The sequence below is a fragment of the Arenibacter algicola genome, from assembly GCF_018860365.1.
In the GTDB taxonomy this organism is placed as follows: domain Bacteria; phylum Bacteroidota; class Bacteroidia; order Flavobacteriales; family Flavobacteriaceae; genus Arenibacter; species Arenibacter algicola_B.
On record NZ_JAHKPO010000011.1, the window covers coordinates 81002 to 95804 of the forward strand.

Below are 14803 nucleotides of genomic sequence, written 5' to 3' on the forward strand. Positions count from 1 at the left end.
TATCACAAACGTTATACCCCTGATGCCCCTATTCCATTTCCTCCAAAAATTCGGCTACAATATAAGCGTATATATGGTTACCCGACTCGGCGAAGCGTAAAAGCTGTGCGTTAATATCAGGGTTGGTCATTGCAATATTTTCAATGGCCGAAAGATATAATTTCAACTGATTTTTTGTCATTATCTCCAAATTGCTGGCCAATAACACCAAAACCTCAAGCGGAGCTTCCTGAATATGATTCAGCAACAAGCTTCTATTATTTATATCAACCTCGGCAAAGCTCTCCCAAAAAGGTCTTTGTAAGCTTTCGCTTTCCCAGAACAATTTAGGAAGATTTTGTACAATATAAGTACGTACCAAGGGAATACCTAATTTAAAGATTTGTACTATTCGATCCTTATAATCAAGATACTCCGATTCGCTCAAAGAATTAAGGGCATACATTTGATAATCCACCTCGCTGCTCATGAGCATGTAACCCTTTAATTTATTATCGAACATGGAGGTGGTATATTCCTGTAGCTCTGCCTTAATTGGTCCATGTGCAATATTCCAAGCAACATAACAGGAATAGAGCGCTCCATCTACCACAGATTCCTTTACCTCTGCTATGGTGGCACCCGCTATGGCATCTACACCATCCAATTCGGACTCTTTTGGTTTTAAAACCAACTCATCAATTTTCTTTCTTTTCAGAATTGAATTGTCATCCATTAATAAATGGTGCAATTTTTCATAATCCTGTTCCAAGAATTCCACATGGTCATGTTTTGTCAATGTCTGGCCCTCCACCTTATCATAACCCGCATACGCTCCTAATAAATTCCAATAAAGTGTAATATACATTAACCTGCATTCCCCATCCGCACAGACCGGAGTGCAAATATCAGCTGTATAAAGTACTGGTCTATTCTGCTGGGTAACCAGAATATCAATATTTTGATTACCCATGGTCTCTACCTCAATAAAAAATGGAGTTGGTTTATTTTTTAACACCACACCCTCCTGCCATTCCATTGCAAAGAACTCCGGTTTTTTGCTCAAAGTTTTATTTTGCTCATCAATGCTGTAGTTCCTGACCAATTTTTGGGTCGATAAAAGTCCGAATCCGCAAATTAATATGGTGACAACTATTATTTTCATGATAATTTACTTACTCCTTTTATGGAATGGGAACAGTTACATGGATCTTTTAAAGGTTAACCCTACTATTTCTTGGATTCTGGAATAGGGGTATATTTTTGATTTTCAATTAAATCCATATATTCATCCAAATACCCCGTATAAATATCCCTAGGGTTTACATCGTACTTTTTACAAAGTGATGCTGCAAAACCTACAGCTGCCCCCATTTGCCCTGTTGTCCTCATAACCCTTGGTCCACCCAGCCCAACATGGCTGGTACTGAAATTTCTTCCGGCCATAAATAAATTACTTATATTTTTGGAATACAAGCTTCGGTAAGGGATATAATATTTAGGAGTCTTATAAAAAAGGGCCTCGGAAATAAAGTCAGGATTTTTCTCATCCTCCAACACCGTCTGATAATGTACGTCTACCTCCCTGGTTTCCTCAACAACACCATCGGGAAAAGTGCGACCAGATTTGGCATCGTTCAATGTAAAAATATAATCCCCGACCAATCTGCGGGATTCGCGTTTACCAACTAGATAAGATACCCATTCCAATTTTCGATGGGCATGTTCAGGTAGTTTTTTCGCGTTACCAAAAGAACCATATATAGCTCTTAGCATATGATCGCGGATTTCCTCGGCATCGTCTATTTGATTAAGATCATTACGGCTAAACTCCCACTGCCATTCCCCTTTCACCTTGGCATAATCCCTAGCCACTGGCATTGCCCAAGGTACCTCTGGAAATTCTGCCACTTCTTCTGCCTCATAGGAACGCCAAAGTACGGAAGATCCCATCACGGCATTATCTGGCTGTTTCGGACTCCATAATTCCCCATGCTCTTTCCATTCTTCCCCGTATTGGTCCACACTTTCCCTACCATAAGAAAATTCTGCTCCGGCCCAAAAACCTATCCAACCATCTCCGGTTGAATCTACAAATAGCGGGGCCTCAAAGCGAATGCGTTCCGCTGATGCAGTTTGACGTGCATCCACATAACTGATTTTATTTTCAACTGCTTTTGCATCATAGGCCCTCCAATTTAAAAAGAGGGAAATATTCTCGTAACTTTTTACATTGTTATCCCTTTTTATTTGGTCGTTATGTGCTTCGGGAGAGCCATTGGGATAATGTTCCGTATCCAACTTTTTTAGGATCCGTTCAAAATTGCCATATATACCCAGAGTGTGTACCCTAATTTCACTACTGGCATTACCTCCCAAAACAGGTCGGTCATGAATTAGCGCAACCTGAAGCCCTTGCTCTGCTGCCGCTATAGCCGCTGCGCAACCAGCAATTCCTCCACCAACAACAACTAAATCATATTTCTTGGTGATTTTGGGTGCCAACGGCTCCATAACTACAGTTTTCCTCCAAGTAGCCAACTTTTTCATGGATGAAGGTGGTTCAACGTCAGAAGTAGTAAAATAGATGGCATCACATCGACCATTAAAACCTGTAAGGTCTACAAGTTCCAAAATATTCTTTTTATTCGTTATCTGAACAGCTCCGGCATACTCCCAACCCCATCCAGAACGGAGGCCTAATGTATTTTCCAACACCAAGCCATTCACCTTTATCTGGAATTTTCCCGGTGCTTCCCATTCTCCCGGTACCCAATTCTTGGTTCGTACCCAAACCTTATATTCTCCATTCTTTTTAAAATTTACCTGGGTTTGCGCATTTTCCACAGGTACACCCATACCATGGGCCAGGAGATAGGAAGAACCCATTTGTTCAATGAATTGAGGATCAACGACCCACCCCCCTTTTTCGTCAAAACTTTCCGCTTCCAGTAACAAATCTTGGGATATCATAAAATTTATACCGAAGAAGCACAAAATCAGAACTAAATATTTCATAAAAATTTATTTTAATTGTTTTAAAAACACTTGTTTGTCATGGAGACAATAGGATCTCAAATTCAGTCTCTATTTCCTGGGTAAATTAGACAAAATTTTACTTATACTCCAATTGCGAAGTTACCTTACAATCTTTATCGGCAACAATCCTGATGGATATAGACTACAAAGTATCGCGGAAATTGTAGAAAACAAAAGAGAAGAAATTGTTTCAATTCACTTATTTTACGCCATAACGTTCAAAATAAAGGCAGTTGGCAAGGCAAAACCCGATCAACATGTCCACAACCCAAAGTATCTAAATCTGGATGATTTTATTATCCCTTGGGCAACACCCAGCCGTTATGGTAACGGGCATTTATCAATGCATTTGAAGCATCATCCGAAAACTGTCCGGAATAATTGTCCCAGTATATCCTATTACCTGTTTTAAAAGCTATATTTCCCATATGGCACACCAATGCCGCATCATATCCTACTTTTAAGGGAGCTTTTAATTTGGAGCCATCTCTGGATTTCACGGCTTCAATAAAATTCACAGTATGTTTATCCAATCCGTTCCCTTGGTTTTTTTGTAACGGTATACTTTGCATCTTATCCTTTTCCGATATTACCTCCCAACCACCGCGATCCAAAACTAGGGTTCCATTATTGCCAATAAAAGATATACCATGGTTACGTCCGTAATTACCATTATCTATCCCTGTAGCATGTTCCCACAAAATTGAAAAACCATCGTACTCATAAACGGTCTGTAAGGTATCCGGTGTTTCCGATGCATCATCGGGATAGGCGAACTTGCCCCCAAGGGCCATCACCGATTTTGGAGTATTGGCCTTCATTCCATATAGTGCATAGTCCATAAGGTGCACTCCCCAATCTGTCATTAATCCTCCTGCATAATCCCAGTACCATCTAAAATTAAAATGGAACCTATTGGCATTAAAAGGTTTCTTGGGTGCTGGCCCCAACCACATATCATAATCCACTCCAGCAGGAGTAGCGGTATCCGGCAAAACTGGGATAGACCCCATCCAACCCTGATAGGCCCAGGCTTTTGCCAAACGAATTTCCCCCAATTTTCCGGAATGGACAAAGTCTATGGCATCCACGAAATGGGGCTGACTCCTTTGCCATTGCCCTATTTGCACCATTCGATCACTTGCCTGTACAGAACTTAACATAAGGTTACATTCCTCTATGGAATTGGCCAAAGGTTTTTCGCAATACACATCTTTCCCTGCCTTTACAGCATCTGAAAGTTGTAGGCAATGCCAATGATCCGGAGTGCCAATAATTACCACATCAACATCCTTATCCTCCAATAATTTTCTATAGTCCTTGTATAACTTTGGTTTTTTTATTCCTGCCTTTTCCAAATCGGCCGTTCTCTTTTTCAGTACACTATCATCCACATCACAAAGGGCTACAACCTCAATTTCGCTCATTTTAAGCATGGAACTCAAATCGCTAAATCCCATGCCATTGCAACCGATCAACCCCACCCCGATTTTGTCGTTTGGACTAATATTCCTTCTAATGGAAGCCAATAGGTCCATTGGAATTAAAAATGCAGCCCCTGTACCCATGGCCAAAAGCGAGCTCTTTTTTATGAATTTTCTTCTATTCTGTATCATGGTAATATGGAATTTATAAACCCTTAATGTACAAAATATTATAACAAAAAAGCACCAACTTTTGGTTGGTGCTTTTTAAATCATTCAGGAAAAAAATTACTTCTTTTCGGGCGCGTTTACTTTTTTGCTCATCTCCATTGATATGGCAGTACGATCAAATTTTATTTTTCCCGCCATGGTTTCTATAACACAAGAAAAATCACTGTCATTTAAATCGACTACTTTTCCGTGCATACCACTCTTGGTAACAACTTTATCTCCCTTTTTTAATTCTTCGGTAAATTTCTTCTCTTGTTTTTGACGTTTTCTCTGTGGTGCGATCATAAAAAAATACACCACTACAAACATTAATATTAGCGGAAGATATGGATATTGTTCTAACATAATTTTATCTACTTATTTAACAGGACCTACAGGACCTGCTCCTTTTGGAGTTACAAATGCCTTTATTCTAAGTGTTTCAGTTCCTTTACTGGTATTGGCCGTAACAGTTATAGTTTTGGTAACCTGGTTTTGACCGGAACCGTTAAACTTTACCAACATTTCACCTTTTTCACCTGGAGCTATAGGAGTATTTTTTGGAAATTCCGGTATAGTACAGCCACAGCTACTTTTTGCATCGGTAATAATCAATGGAGCATCACCAGTATTTGTAAATGTAAAAATAGTTTCTTGTGGTGCGTTTTGATCGATTGAACCAAAATCGTGCTCTACTTTATCGAACTCCATCACAGGAAGACTTTTGGCAGCTGCATCCCTTTCGGCAGCAACTTCTACATTGGAAGCTTCAATTTTACTGGAGGCCTTTTCCTTACAGGAAGAAAGGACAAGAACAGAAATAATACTTAAGGTTAAGAATATTCTTTTCATCTGTTTAAATTTAATTATTTATTAAGAGGTAAGATGCAAATCGCCATTAACTATCTTGGTTATTTCCAAGAATTACTAAGGCTCATTTCATCCCTATTAATTTTTATTTGCGCAAAATTAAGGAATATTTGTTTATAACAAACCCCTACCAACTTTTTTTAGTTTCCCTTCCTCCTTATATTCCCTCACCAGCTTATCCAGAATTCCATTGATGAATATGCTACTTTTAGGTGTGGAATACTCCTTTGCAATTTCTAAAAACTCGTTTATGGTAACCCGTTCCGGTATCGATGGAAAATTGAGTAGTTCGCAAATTGCCATTTTCAAAAGTATGGCATCAATATCCGCAATTCGATCTTTGTCCCAATTAGGGGTTTTACCTTCGATCTCCTGTTCCAATTTGGAATTGTTAAGCAATGTTTTTGTCAAAAGCCTATTGGCATATACCATATCGTCCTCATCCTTAAAAAGAGGTGGTAAAAAATATGAAGGAACAGTACTTTCCTTTACTTTTTTAAACTGCTTTAGGAGAAAGGTATTTACAATGGGGATATCATCTACCCAAGTTAATTTATCATCTTCAAAATAATCGTAAATCTTTTCGTTGGGCGCAATTATATCCCTGAACAAATCGATGATCAGCCTTTTGTCCTCCTCATAAGTACTATCGGGATTGGACATATATTTGGCATATATATCACTTTCCATGACCTCATTGTAAATTATCCTGATGTACTCTTCGTTCAAATACCAGTTGTTCAATTTTCTTTTGGACAATTCATCCTTTAATGTCTTGTTTTCGGCAATTTGAAGCAAAAGCTTATTCCTTAGGAATTTTTCCTTATTGGGATAGGAATCCGCGCTGTTTTTCAGATATTTTTTTGAGGAAAGGCTTAACTGATTCTCCGCCCTTTCATGTAACTCTATAAAAAGACTCAGCATTAACAGGTAAAGAGTGTACATGTTCTCTATGCTTACTTTCAAAAATTTCTCTTGTTTTTCAAGGGAATCATCCTTCGATTGTGTCAATGCATAAATACATTGCATAACTTTAACCCTAATGTGCCTTCTTGTAAGCATTTTTAAAGAACTTTAGTAAAATATATAAAACTATTCGGGTACAAAAATAGGATTATATTTTTTAATCCGAACTACCTTTTTGGGTATTATCTTATGTGTTTTATAACATTTGGTTTAGATCCAAAAAACTATCTTTGCCGAATTGTAATCCAAATTCCTGCAATTTCTGTTTCATATATAATGAAAGAACTTCAACATCTAAATAAATATTTTAGGAAGTACCGATTTAAACTCCTTATTGGTATTATAATTACCATGATAGCCCGTGTTTTCCAATTGGTCATGCCCTCTTATGTGAAAAAATCCATTGAAGTTGTTGAAGGTTTTATAGGTAATGATATTCTGAAGGCAGATGCCAAGGAAATGCTTATGGAATACATCCTGATTATTGTGGGCGCGGCATTGCTGTCAGGTTTTTTTACATTTCTGATGAGGCAGACCATTATTAATGTTTCTAGGTACATTGAGTACGATTTAAAGAATGAAGTATTTGACCACTATCAACTATTGAGTCTCAATTTTTACAAAAAAAATAGAACAGGGGATTTAATGAACAGGATCAGCGAAGATGTAAACCAGGTAAGATTGTATGGCGGACCGGCCATTATGTACGGCATACAAACACTAACTCTTTTTGTTTGTCTGGTTCCGCTGATGTTTATAAAGGCACCCGTTCTTGCCTTATATGCATTGTTGCCCTTACCTATTCTTTCTGTATTGATCTATCAGATCAGTAAAGTAATTCATAAACGCAGTACAATTGTACAGGAGTTTTTGTCAACCCTTTCCACTTTTACCCAGGAATCCTTTTCAGGAATTTCGGTTATTAAAGCGTATGCCTTGGAACCCAAGGTAAATGCCGAATTAAAAAATTTGGCACTGGACGGACAAAACAAAAGTATGGATCTGGCCAAGGTCAATGCCTGGTTCTTCCCACTGATGATCCTATTGATCGGGATCAGTAATATTTTCGTGATCTATATCGGCGGCAAACAATATATAGATGGGGAAATAGCGTCGATTGGAATCATCGCCGAGTTTATTCTGTATGTAAACATGCTCACCTGGCCGGTAGCCGTTGTAGGTTGGGTTACCTCTATAGTACAACGGGCGGAAGCCTCGCAAAAGCGGATTAATCAATTTTTGCAGGAAGAACCCAACATTGTAAGTACAGTTAAGGAGGAAACCCCTATAAAAGGGAAAATTGAGTTTAAGAATGTAACCTTTACCTACGAGGACACCAACATTACGGCCCTAAACAACATATCATTTACCATAAACAAAGGCGAGACAGTTGCCATATTGGGAAAAACGGGATCCGGGAAATCTACCATATTGGATCTGATTGCCCGTTTGTACGATATTGACTCCGGACAAATTCTGATAGATGATATTCCAATTAAGGAATTAAATCTACAAAGCCTGAGACAATCCATAGGGGCAGTACCCCAGGATGCTTTCCTTTTCTCCGACACCATAAAGAACAATATTAAGTTTGGTAAAGAAAATTCAACTGATGAGGAAATTATTGCCGTGGCCAAGAAAGCGGTAGTACATGAGAATATCATGGGCTTTAACAAACAGTACGAGACTATCTTGGGAGAAAGGGGCATCACTTTAAGTGGAGGACAAAAACAACGTGTTTCAATTGCTCGCGCCCTACTTAAGGACCCTCAGATCTACCTCTTTGATGATTGCCTTTCCGCAGTGGATACCGAAACGGAAGAAGAGATTTTGAACCAACTGAAAAAAGAATCCAAAAACAAGACTACTCTCATTGTAAGCCATAGGGTTTCATCAGCTAAAAACGCAGACAAAATTATAGTTTTGGAGGACGGAAAATTAATGCAGGAAGGTACACATGAAGAATTAAATTCCGTTGAAGGATACTACAAAGAGCTTTATATGCACCAACTTTCTGAGAAAGAAAAATAGAAAAATGTTGTTATATTAGGTTTTTTTTTCCACTTTTGACAGATATATACCTATGAAAAATTAACTATACACTAGACGAAATGAGCGATAAAGATTTAATGGACCAAGAAGAAATTTATTCTAAAGTTTTAAGAGCAGGAAGAAGAACTTATTTTTTCGATGTTAGAAGCACAAAGGCAGGAGATTACTACTTAACTGTTACTGAAAGCAAAAAGTTCACCCATGATGATGGTTCTTTTCATTATAAAAAACACAAGATTTATTTGTACAAAGAAGACTTTACCGCCTTTAAGGAGAATTTGGATGAGATGATGAATTACATTATCGATGAAAAAGGTTCAGAGGTTATTTCCGAACGTCACCAAAAAGATTTCAAGAAGGAAGATTCTGAAGAAAATGGATCTATCAGTTCTACGGATAGTTTTACAGATGTAAGCTTTGACGATATATAATCGACTTATTTTTTTTAAAAACATCACGGTCCCTGTAAATAGGGGCCGTTTTTATTTTTACCCTGTTTCAGCCTTCCCTCCACAATTTAACCAGGACGACGTTTAATGTTAAATGGGCAATGCAGATAGTTAAGGTAGCTGGCCAATTGAGGAACGTTAGCACACCCAATATCATTAGAAGATAAAAGAAGGGATAAAACAATAAAGCAAACATAAATCGGGTTGTACTCAAAAATTCCGGTTCGCTTACCTTTGGTTTAATGAACTTTGACCATAAAATGGTCATAGGAAAATTCAAAATAAAAAATACCCCTCTAAAAATGTACTTCTTTAGCTCAACTTTTTCTTGTCCAAATGCTTTATGATCTGGTGAAGCTCCTTTTTCCAAAATTAGATTTACCTCCACAGGATCCAAATAATCCACCTTGGCGTTATCCAATTTACGCACTGTATCCTCATAACCTGCTTCCCCTTCAATATGGGTGGTAAGCTTTGTTATGTGATGATACACTTCCGACTTCAGTCTGCTTGCCGATCCTGATAAATCCTCTTTGTCAAAAAATTCCTGGACCCTTATCTCTTTACCATAATGTAGTGCGGCCTTATCCGGAAACTTTGCGGCATTGGCATAATTTACTCCAATGGGAACAATACCTATATCCAATGACGGATTGTTTTCCAAAGCCAGAAATAAAATACGGGTAAATCCTTTACTCAATGGTCGGACCCGACGTTTTAAAGAATGGTTCCCCTCTGGAAAAACAAGTATGGCCTCAGCCCCTTGCAGCAGTTCGGAGCAACGTTTAAAAATGGCGTTATTTCTCGCCAAGGAATCCTTACCGTCCCTAATCCTATACACGGGAATCATCTGTAAAAACTCGAAAAACACTTTCAACAACACCGTCTTAAATACATCGGACCTAGTTAAAAAATAAGGCTTCCGACTGCAATGGGTTGCTATCAATAAGGCATCAAGCAAAGCATTTTGATGATTTGCCAAAAACATAATGGGTTTACCCGAAGGCACATTGTGCAACCCTTCAATTTTTATTTTGGAAAAATAGAAAGTCAATGCCAAACGCATCCAAACCCAAATAACAAGATATCCTATTCTTCTCAAACAAGTTCTTCTTTATCAATTGGAAAATACCCCCAAAACGTAGCTATCGCCAAACCAGATATCAAGTGCCATATACCCCAAAAAGCAGCCAGAAGAGCCATCCCCCCCATTCCGTCAAAAAAAGTAAATATCAACAAGAGTCCCAGGCCTGAATTCTGAATCCCGGTTTCTATGCCAATTGTTCTTTTATCCATTTGGGAAAGCCCTAAAAATTTAGCCACCGAATAGCCCGTAGCAAAAGCCAAGAGGTTATGCATAACTACTATCCAGAATACATAGAGCACATATTCCATAAAAATATCCCTATTGTCATATAATGCAATAAAAATAAGGGTTACAAAAAACACCAGGGAAAGTACCTTTAAAACTTTGGCTATTTTGAACGCAAATTTTGGCCTGATATGGTTTATCCACATGCCCAAAATTAGTGGCAACCCCAAGAGTAACGCCACCAGTTTGATCATAGCAGAAGGGTCAATGGCAACATCTTTAAGGATTGAAGCGGTAGGGCCATATAATGCCCCCCATAATTGAAGGTTCAAAGGGGTCATCACCACTGCCAATAAGGTAGCTACAGCTGTTAAGCTAACGGACAAAGCCGTATTTCCCCTGGCCAAGTGTGTAATAAAATTAGAAATATTACCCCCGGGACAAGCGGCGACCATAAACATACCCAGTGCAATACTGGGCAAGGGCTCCACTAGCAAAACCAGAACAAAGGTTACCGCCGGCAATAAAATAAACTGGCTCAAAACACCTACAAAAAGAGCTTTTGGATTTCTTGCCAAACGCCTAAAGTCATCTATGGATATATCCAGTGCTATACCGAACATCACCAAGGCCAAAGCCACGTTAAGCACCCAAAGTGATTGTTCGTTAAAGTCTATATGTATCTTATCGAGGGGGGTAGTTACCAAAAAGTTATGAAATTTTAAGTCCATTGTCAACTTCGGCTTCCGGACGTAACAATATTACATCGGATCCATCAACAGCCCCTAATATAAGACATTCGCTCATAAAATTTGCAATTTGCTTTTTAGGAAAATTAACCACGGCAATTATCTGCTTCCCCAAAAGTTCATCTTTAGAGTACCTTTGCGTAATTTGGGCCGATGTTTTCCTAACCCCTATCTTCTTACCAAAATCTACATGTATCTGGTAGGCTGGCTTCCTAGCCTCTGGAAAATCTTTAATTTCAATAATAGTGCCCACTCTCATATCTATTTTGGAAAAATCGGGCCAAGTAATAGTTTCGTTCATCTAACAATTCTGAGTTTATCAATTATATCACTGGAAAATTTAAGGCGTAGGTTCTTTTGGCGCCGGTCAAAAGTATGAACCACATAATGTACCCTAACATAATTCGGATCGCTCATTCCTTCATGTCCGTCATAGGGAATCACATTAAAATCATCTGCTCCATAAAACATCCCTAATTTTTATTTTCTATCCCATATTACCTTTAGGCCATACATGTAAGCTGCTTTTTTATGATCGGTTTTGCCCTCCTTCAATATTTCCAACGCACTTATCCTTTTCTACAATTCATGTTTTAACACAAAATAACTAATGCTTGATCTACATAAAAGTATCTACCATTTCCATTAACTTTGTATAAGACCTATTTTCAAAACATTAAAGTCATGGCCAATACACCCAGTAACATGCTACCTTTGGGCACAGAAGCTCCCAACTTTAAACTGCTCGATACCACTTCGGACAAACAAGTAAGCCTACAAGACCTGAAAGGGGCCAAGGGTACCGTAATTATGTTCATCTGCAATCACTGCCCTTTTGTTAAGCATTTAAACGCCGAAATCGCCAAAACCGCAGTGGAATATCAACCTAAAGATATTTCATTTATAGCAATTTCCAGCAACGACGTGGAAAACTATCCTCAAGATGCACCGCATTTAATGAAATTGATCAGTATAGAACAGAAGTATACTTTTCCCTATCTGTATGATGAGAGCCAAGAGGTGGCCAAAGCGTATGATGCGGCATGCACTCCTGATTTCTATTTATTCGATGCCAATTTAAAGCTAGTGTACCGAGGACAGTTTGACAACTCCCGACCAGGAAATGGCATTCCCGTTACCGGCGAGGACCTAAAAACAGCCATGGATACCCTTCTTGCCGGAAAGAAAATAAATGAAAAACAAAAACCGAGTATGGGCTGCAATATTAAGTGGAAAAAATAATAGTATTGAACTACATTTTTGCTTTAATCTATTAGGTAAGCCTATTGCTGTTCTAAGGAATTCCTTAGCGAAGAACTATGGACAATTCCAACCCTTACGATCAAGAATACCTTCTATGTGTGCCAAATGATGATTGCCATGCCAAGCGTATTTTCCTATATTTTCCAAAAGGCTTACGGCCACATTACCATCGGGATGAATGAATACCCTTTCCAAATCTTCCTTGGACAAACCTTTTAAGAGATATACCAATTTTGCATGTAGTGCCTTAAGATAATTTAAGGAAAGGACTACTGGTGCACTATTGGCATCAAATAGCTTACTCCATTCCTTCTCATCATAGGCTTTAATCACAGGTCTATCCTCGGTCAAAGCCCATTTGAATCTGATATAACTATTGTGATGGCTATCTGCAATATGATGCACCACCTGCCTAATGGTCCAACCACCAGGACGATAAGGTGTATTTAATTGTTGATCGCTTAGATGAACTACCAAGTCCTCCAAACGGGTAGGCAATGCCTCCAATTCGGAGATCCAATCGGACATTGTCACATCACTTACCATCTTCGGAAATACGAAATGGCCAATGGGATATTTCAATTCTTCTAAGGTTCTTTCTTCCATAGTATAAAATTAAAGAAGTATAATGAATATTAATAGCAAACCCAATAAATAATACTGCTCTATTTTAAGATTTTACCCTACTATTATTTGATTCGGGAGAATGGTTAACCATTGGATTACTTGGCCTAATGAAAATGAATTCAGTTTAAATAAATTCCAAAAATCACATGTTTTTTTTTAAATTTTAATAGATTTTTAACCTTTTAAAAAAGTTGGTTCCAATATAATCTACTAATTTTATAGGATAATAAAATTATAACTAAAGCATATAAAATATGGCAACAATACGATTGGGCGACATAGCCCCTGATTTTACAGCAGATAGTTCAATGGGAATGATCAATTTATATGATTATTTAGGTGATGGATGGGGAATTTTATTTTCACATCCGGCGGATTTTACCCCAGTATGTACAACCGAGTTGGGAACAGCTGCAAAATTTAAAAGTGAGTTCGACAAACGAAATGTAAAAATGTTGGCACTTAGCGTTGATGGGGTAGCATCTCATGGTGAATGGATCAAGGATATTAATGAGACCCAGCATACCACGGTTAATTTCCCCATTATTGCCGACGAGGACAAAAAGGTCTCTACCCTTTACGACATGATACATCCTAATGCGAACGACAGTTTAACCGTGCGTTCGGTTTACATCATAGCTCCAGACAAAACGGTAAAACTAATAATTACCTATCCTGCCTCTACAGGACGTAATTTTCATGAATTGCTTAGGGTAATAGATTCATTACAATTAACGGCTTACCACAAAGTAGCCACTCCTGCAAACTGGGAAAATGGGGATAGGGTTGTAGTAAGTCCAGCCATAAATACAGAAGATGCCAAAAAAATATTCACCAAAGGCGTTGAAGAAATTAAGCCGTATTTAAGGATGACCCCACAGCCGAACCTTTAAATAATTTATTTCATAATTATCGGTAGTAACAAATCATGGAGTCTTCCCTAATACGGAAGACTTTTTGTTTTAGTAGTAAATACATCCTAATCTCACTAAAAATAAATTACAGGGTACGCCAAGGATTAATTATCTCCTATGCCTTTTAAAAGAATAGGCAGAACAAAGAAATAATAGTGAATAGAAAAAAATTAGACCAAGACCATTAACGCACAGTTGATTAGCCACTTGTTTACTTTTTCAATAATGCATCAGGACCCTCTGAAAAAAAATATAACTATCAAAAAATCATGTAGTTAAATAATAAAACATTATCTTGGCAGCTAATTTAATTTTTTTAATTTTTTATAATGAATAAAGGAACAGTAAAATTCTTCAATGACTCCAAAGGTTTCGGATTTATCACTGAAGAAGGCTCAAGCGAAGATCACTTTGTACACATTTCTGGTTTAATCGACGAAATTCGCGAAGGTGATGTTGTAGAATTTGAATTACAACAAGGTAAAAAAGGATTGAACGCAGTAAATGTAAAAGTGATTTAATAATTACGGTACAATTTTTTTTAGAAAATAGAGCCCATCCTAACGGATGGGTTTTTTATTGGACTTTGGTGAAAATAAAAATATCCCTCCTTTATAACTACATCTTTAAAATCCAAGTTTGCCAGAATTTTCACAACAAAAAGTAATATTTATATTTTTTACGCAACCTTTCCACTATTTTATCATCTTCCCTATAAACACTTAATATACACCATTATAAATAACTTTGGTATGACCACTTTTTTCACCATTCTTCTGTCCTTGTTGGTAATAAACATAGCGCTTTTAGTATTAAGCCTAAATAGAACCAAAAGGTAGAAAGCAATTTCGATTTTAACTCTTCTGGCTTAGCTTCATAGTATGCACAATGGGGTTGAATACATTTGTCGGCTCTAAATTTTCCGAAGCCTGAGTCGTCCTAAAATAGG

Annotated in this window: 16 protein-coding genes; 5 read left to right on the forward strand and 11 right to left on the reverse strand. The window is 37.8% G+C overall.

Going from position 1 to position 14803, the window contains the following annotated elements; all coding sequences use genetic code 11:
• Positions 1–28 precede the first annotated feature (28 nt).
• The 6 genes from KO529_RS08635 to nusB all read right to left on the reverse strand — a co-directional run bounded on the left by KO529_RS08635 (position 29) and on the right by nusB (position 6584).
• Positions 29–1144, reverse strand: a complete 1116-nt coding sequence (locus KO529_RS08635) for a hypothetical protein (RefSeq protein WP_215947513.1) — start codon at positions 1142–1144, stop codon at positions 29–31.
• A 65-nt stretch (positions 1145–1209) separates the two neighbouring features.
• The gene (locus KO529_RS08640; RefSeq protein ID WP_215947514.1) at positions 1210–2997 is read right to left on the reverse strand and encodes an FAD-dependent oxidoreductase; all 1788 of its coding nucleotides are present in this window, start codon (positions 2995–2997) and stop codon (positions 1210–1212) included.
• Positions 2998–3314: 317 nt separating this feature from the next.
• Positions 3315–4634: a Gfo/Idh/MocA family protein gene (locus KO529_RS08645; protein WP_215947515.1), complete on the reverse strand. Its 1320-nt coding sequence runs from the start codon at positions 4632–4634 to the stop codon at positions 3315–3317.
• Between the two features lie 96 nt (positions 4635–4730).
• Positions 4731–5018: a preprotein translocase subunit YajC gene (gene yajC, locus KO529_RS08650; RefSeq protein WP_215947516.1), complete on the reverse strand. Its 288-nt coding sequence runs from the start codon at positions 5016–5018 to the stop codon at positions 4731–4733.
• Between the two features lie 12 nt (positions 5019–5030).
• Complete coding sequence (locus KO529_RS08655) at positions 5031–5504, reverse strand: DUF1573 domain-containing protein (RefSeq protein WP_215947517.1); 474 nt, start codon at positions 5502–5504, stop codon at positions 5031–5033.
• Between the two features lie 132 nt (positions 5505–5636).
• Positions 5637–6584 (reverse strand): transcription antitermination factor NusB, encoded by a 948-nt coding sequence (gene nusB / locus KO529_RS08660; protein WP_215947518.1) that lies wholly within the window; start codon positions 6582–6584, stop codon positions 5637–5639.
• Positions 6585–6764: 180 nt separating this feature from the next.
• Here nusB and KO529_RS08665 point away from each other — a divergent pair, with 180 nt between their 5' ends.
• Positions 6765–8519, forward strand: a complete 1755-nt coding sequence (locus tag KO529_RS08665; protein ID WP_215947519.1) for an ABC transporter ATP-binding protein — start codon at positions 6765–6767, stop codon at positions 8517–8519.
• Positions 8520–8599: 80 nt separating this feature from the next.
• A complete protein-coding gene (locus KO529_RS08670) occupies positions 8600–8971 on the forward strand; it encodes a PUR family DNA/RNA-binding protein (RefSeq protein ID WP_215947520.1) in 372 nt (123 codons plus the stop codon).
• Between the two features lie 67 nt (positions 8972–9038).
• On the opposite strand, the gene KO529_RS08675 is transcribed toward KO529_RS08670, so the two are convergent.
• The 4 genes from KO529_RS08675 to KO529_RS08690 are packed head-to-tail and all read right to left on the reverse strand — an operon-like array spanning position 9039 to position 11521.
• Positions 9039–10091: a lysophospholipid acyltransferase family protein gene (locus tag KO529_RS08675; protein WP_215947521.1), complete on the reverse strand. Its 1053-nt coding sequence runs from the start codon at positions 10089–10091 to the stop codon at positions 9039–9041.
• Positions 10088–11032 carry a bile acid:sodium symporter family protein gene (locus KO529_RS08680; RefSeq protein WP_215947522.1) on the reverse strand — a complete coding sequence of 315 codons (945 nt, stop codon included), beginning with the start codon at positions 11030–11032 and terminating at the stop codon, positions 10088–10090. Before KO529_RS08680 ends, KO529_RS08675 begins: the two co-directional genes overlap by 4 nt.
• The gene (locus KO529_RS08685) at positions 11013–11351 is read right to left on the reverse strand and encodes a tRNA-binding protein (protein ID WP_215947523.1); all 339 of its coding nucleotides are present in this window, start codon (positions 11349–11351) and stop codon (positions 11013–11015) included. The genes KO529_RS08680 and KO529_RS08685 overlap by 20 nt, the downstream gene beginning before the upstream one ends.
• On the reverse strand, positions 11348–11521 hold the full coding sequence (locus tag KO529_RS08690) for a hypothetical protein (protein ID WP_215947524.1): 174 nt from the start codon (positions 11519–11521) through the stop codon (positions 11348–11350). The genes KO529_RS08685 and KO529_RS08690 overlap by 4 nt, the downstream gene beginning before the upstream one ends.
• 213 nt (positions 11522–11734) lie before the next feature.
• Here KO529_RS08690 and KO529_RS08695 point away from each other — a divergent pair, with 213 nt between their 5' ends.
• Positions 11735–12292, forward strand: a complete 558-nt coding sequence (locus tag KO529_RS08695) for a thioredoxin family protein (RefSeq protein ID WP_215947525.1) — start codon at positions 11735–11737, stop codon at positions 12290–12292.
• 75 nt (positions 12293–12367) lie between these two features.
• On the opposite strand, the gene KO529_RS08700 is transcribed toward KO529_RS08695, so the two are convergent.
• Positions 12368–12919 (reverse strand): YfiT family bacillithiol transferase, encoded by a 552-nt coding sequence (locus tag KO529_RS08700; protein ID WP_215947526.1) that lies wholly within the window; start codon positions 12917–12919, stop codon positions 12368–12370.
• Between the two features lie 275 nt (positions 12920–13194).
• Here KO529_RS08700 and KO529_RS08705 point away from each other — a divergent pair, with 275 nt between their 5' ends.
• Positions 13195–13833 (forward strand): peroxiredoxin, encoded by a 639-nt coding sequence (locus tag KO529_RS08705; RefSeq protein WP_215947527.1) that lies wholly within the window; start codon positions 13195–13197, stop codon positions 13831–13833.
• Between the two features lie 350 nt (positions 13834–14183).
• A complete protein-coding gene (locus tag KO529_RS08710; RefSeq protein WP_026812084.1) occupies positions 14184–14375 on the forward strand; it encodes a cold-shock protein in 192 nt (63 codons plus the stop codon).
• Positions 14376–14803: the final 428 nt, after the last annotated feature.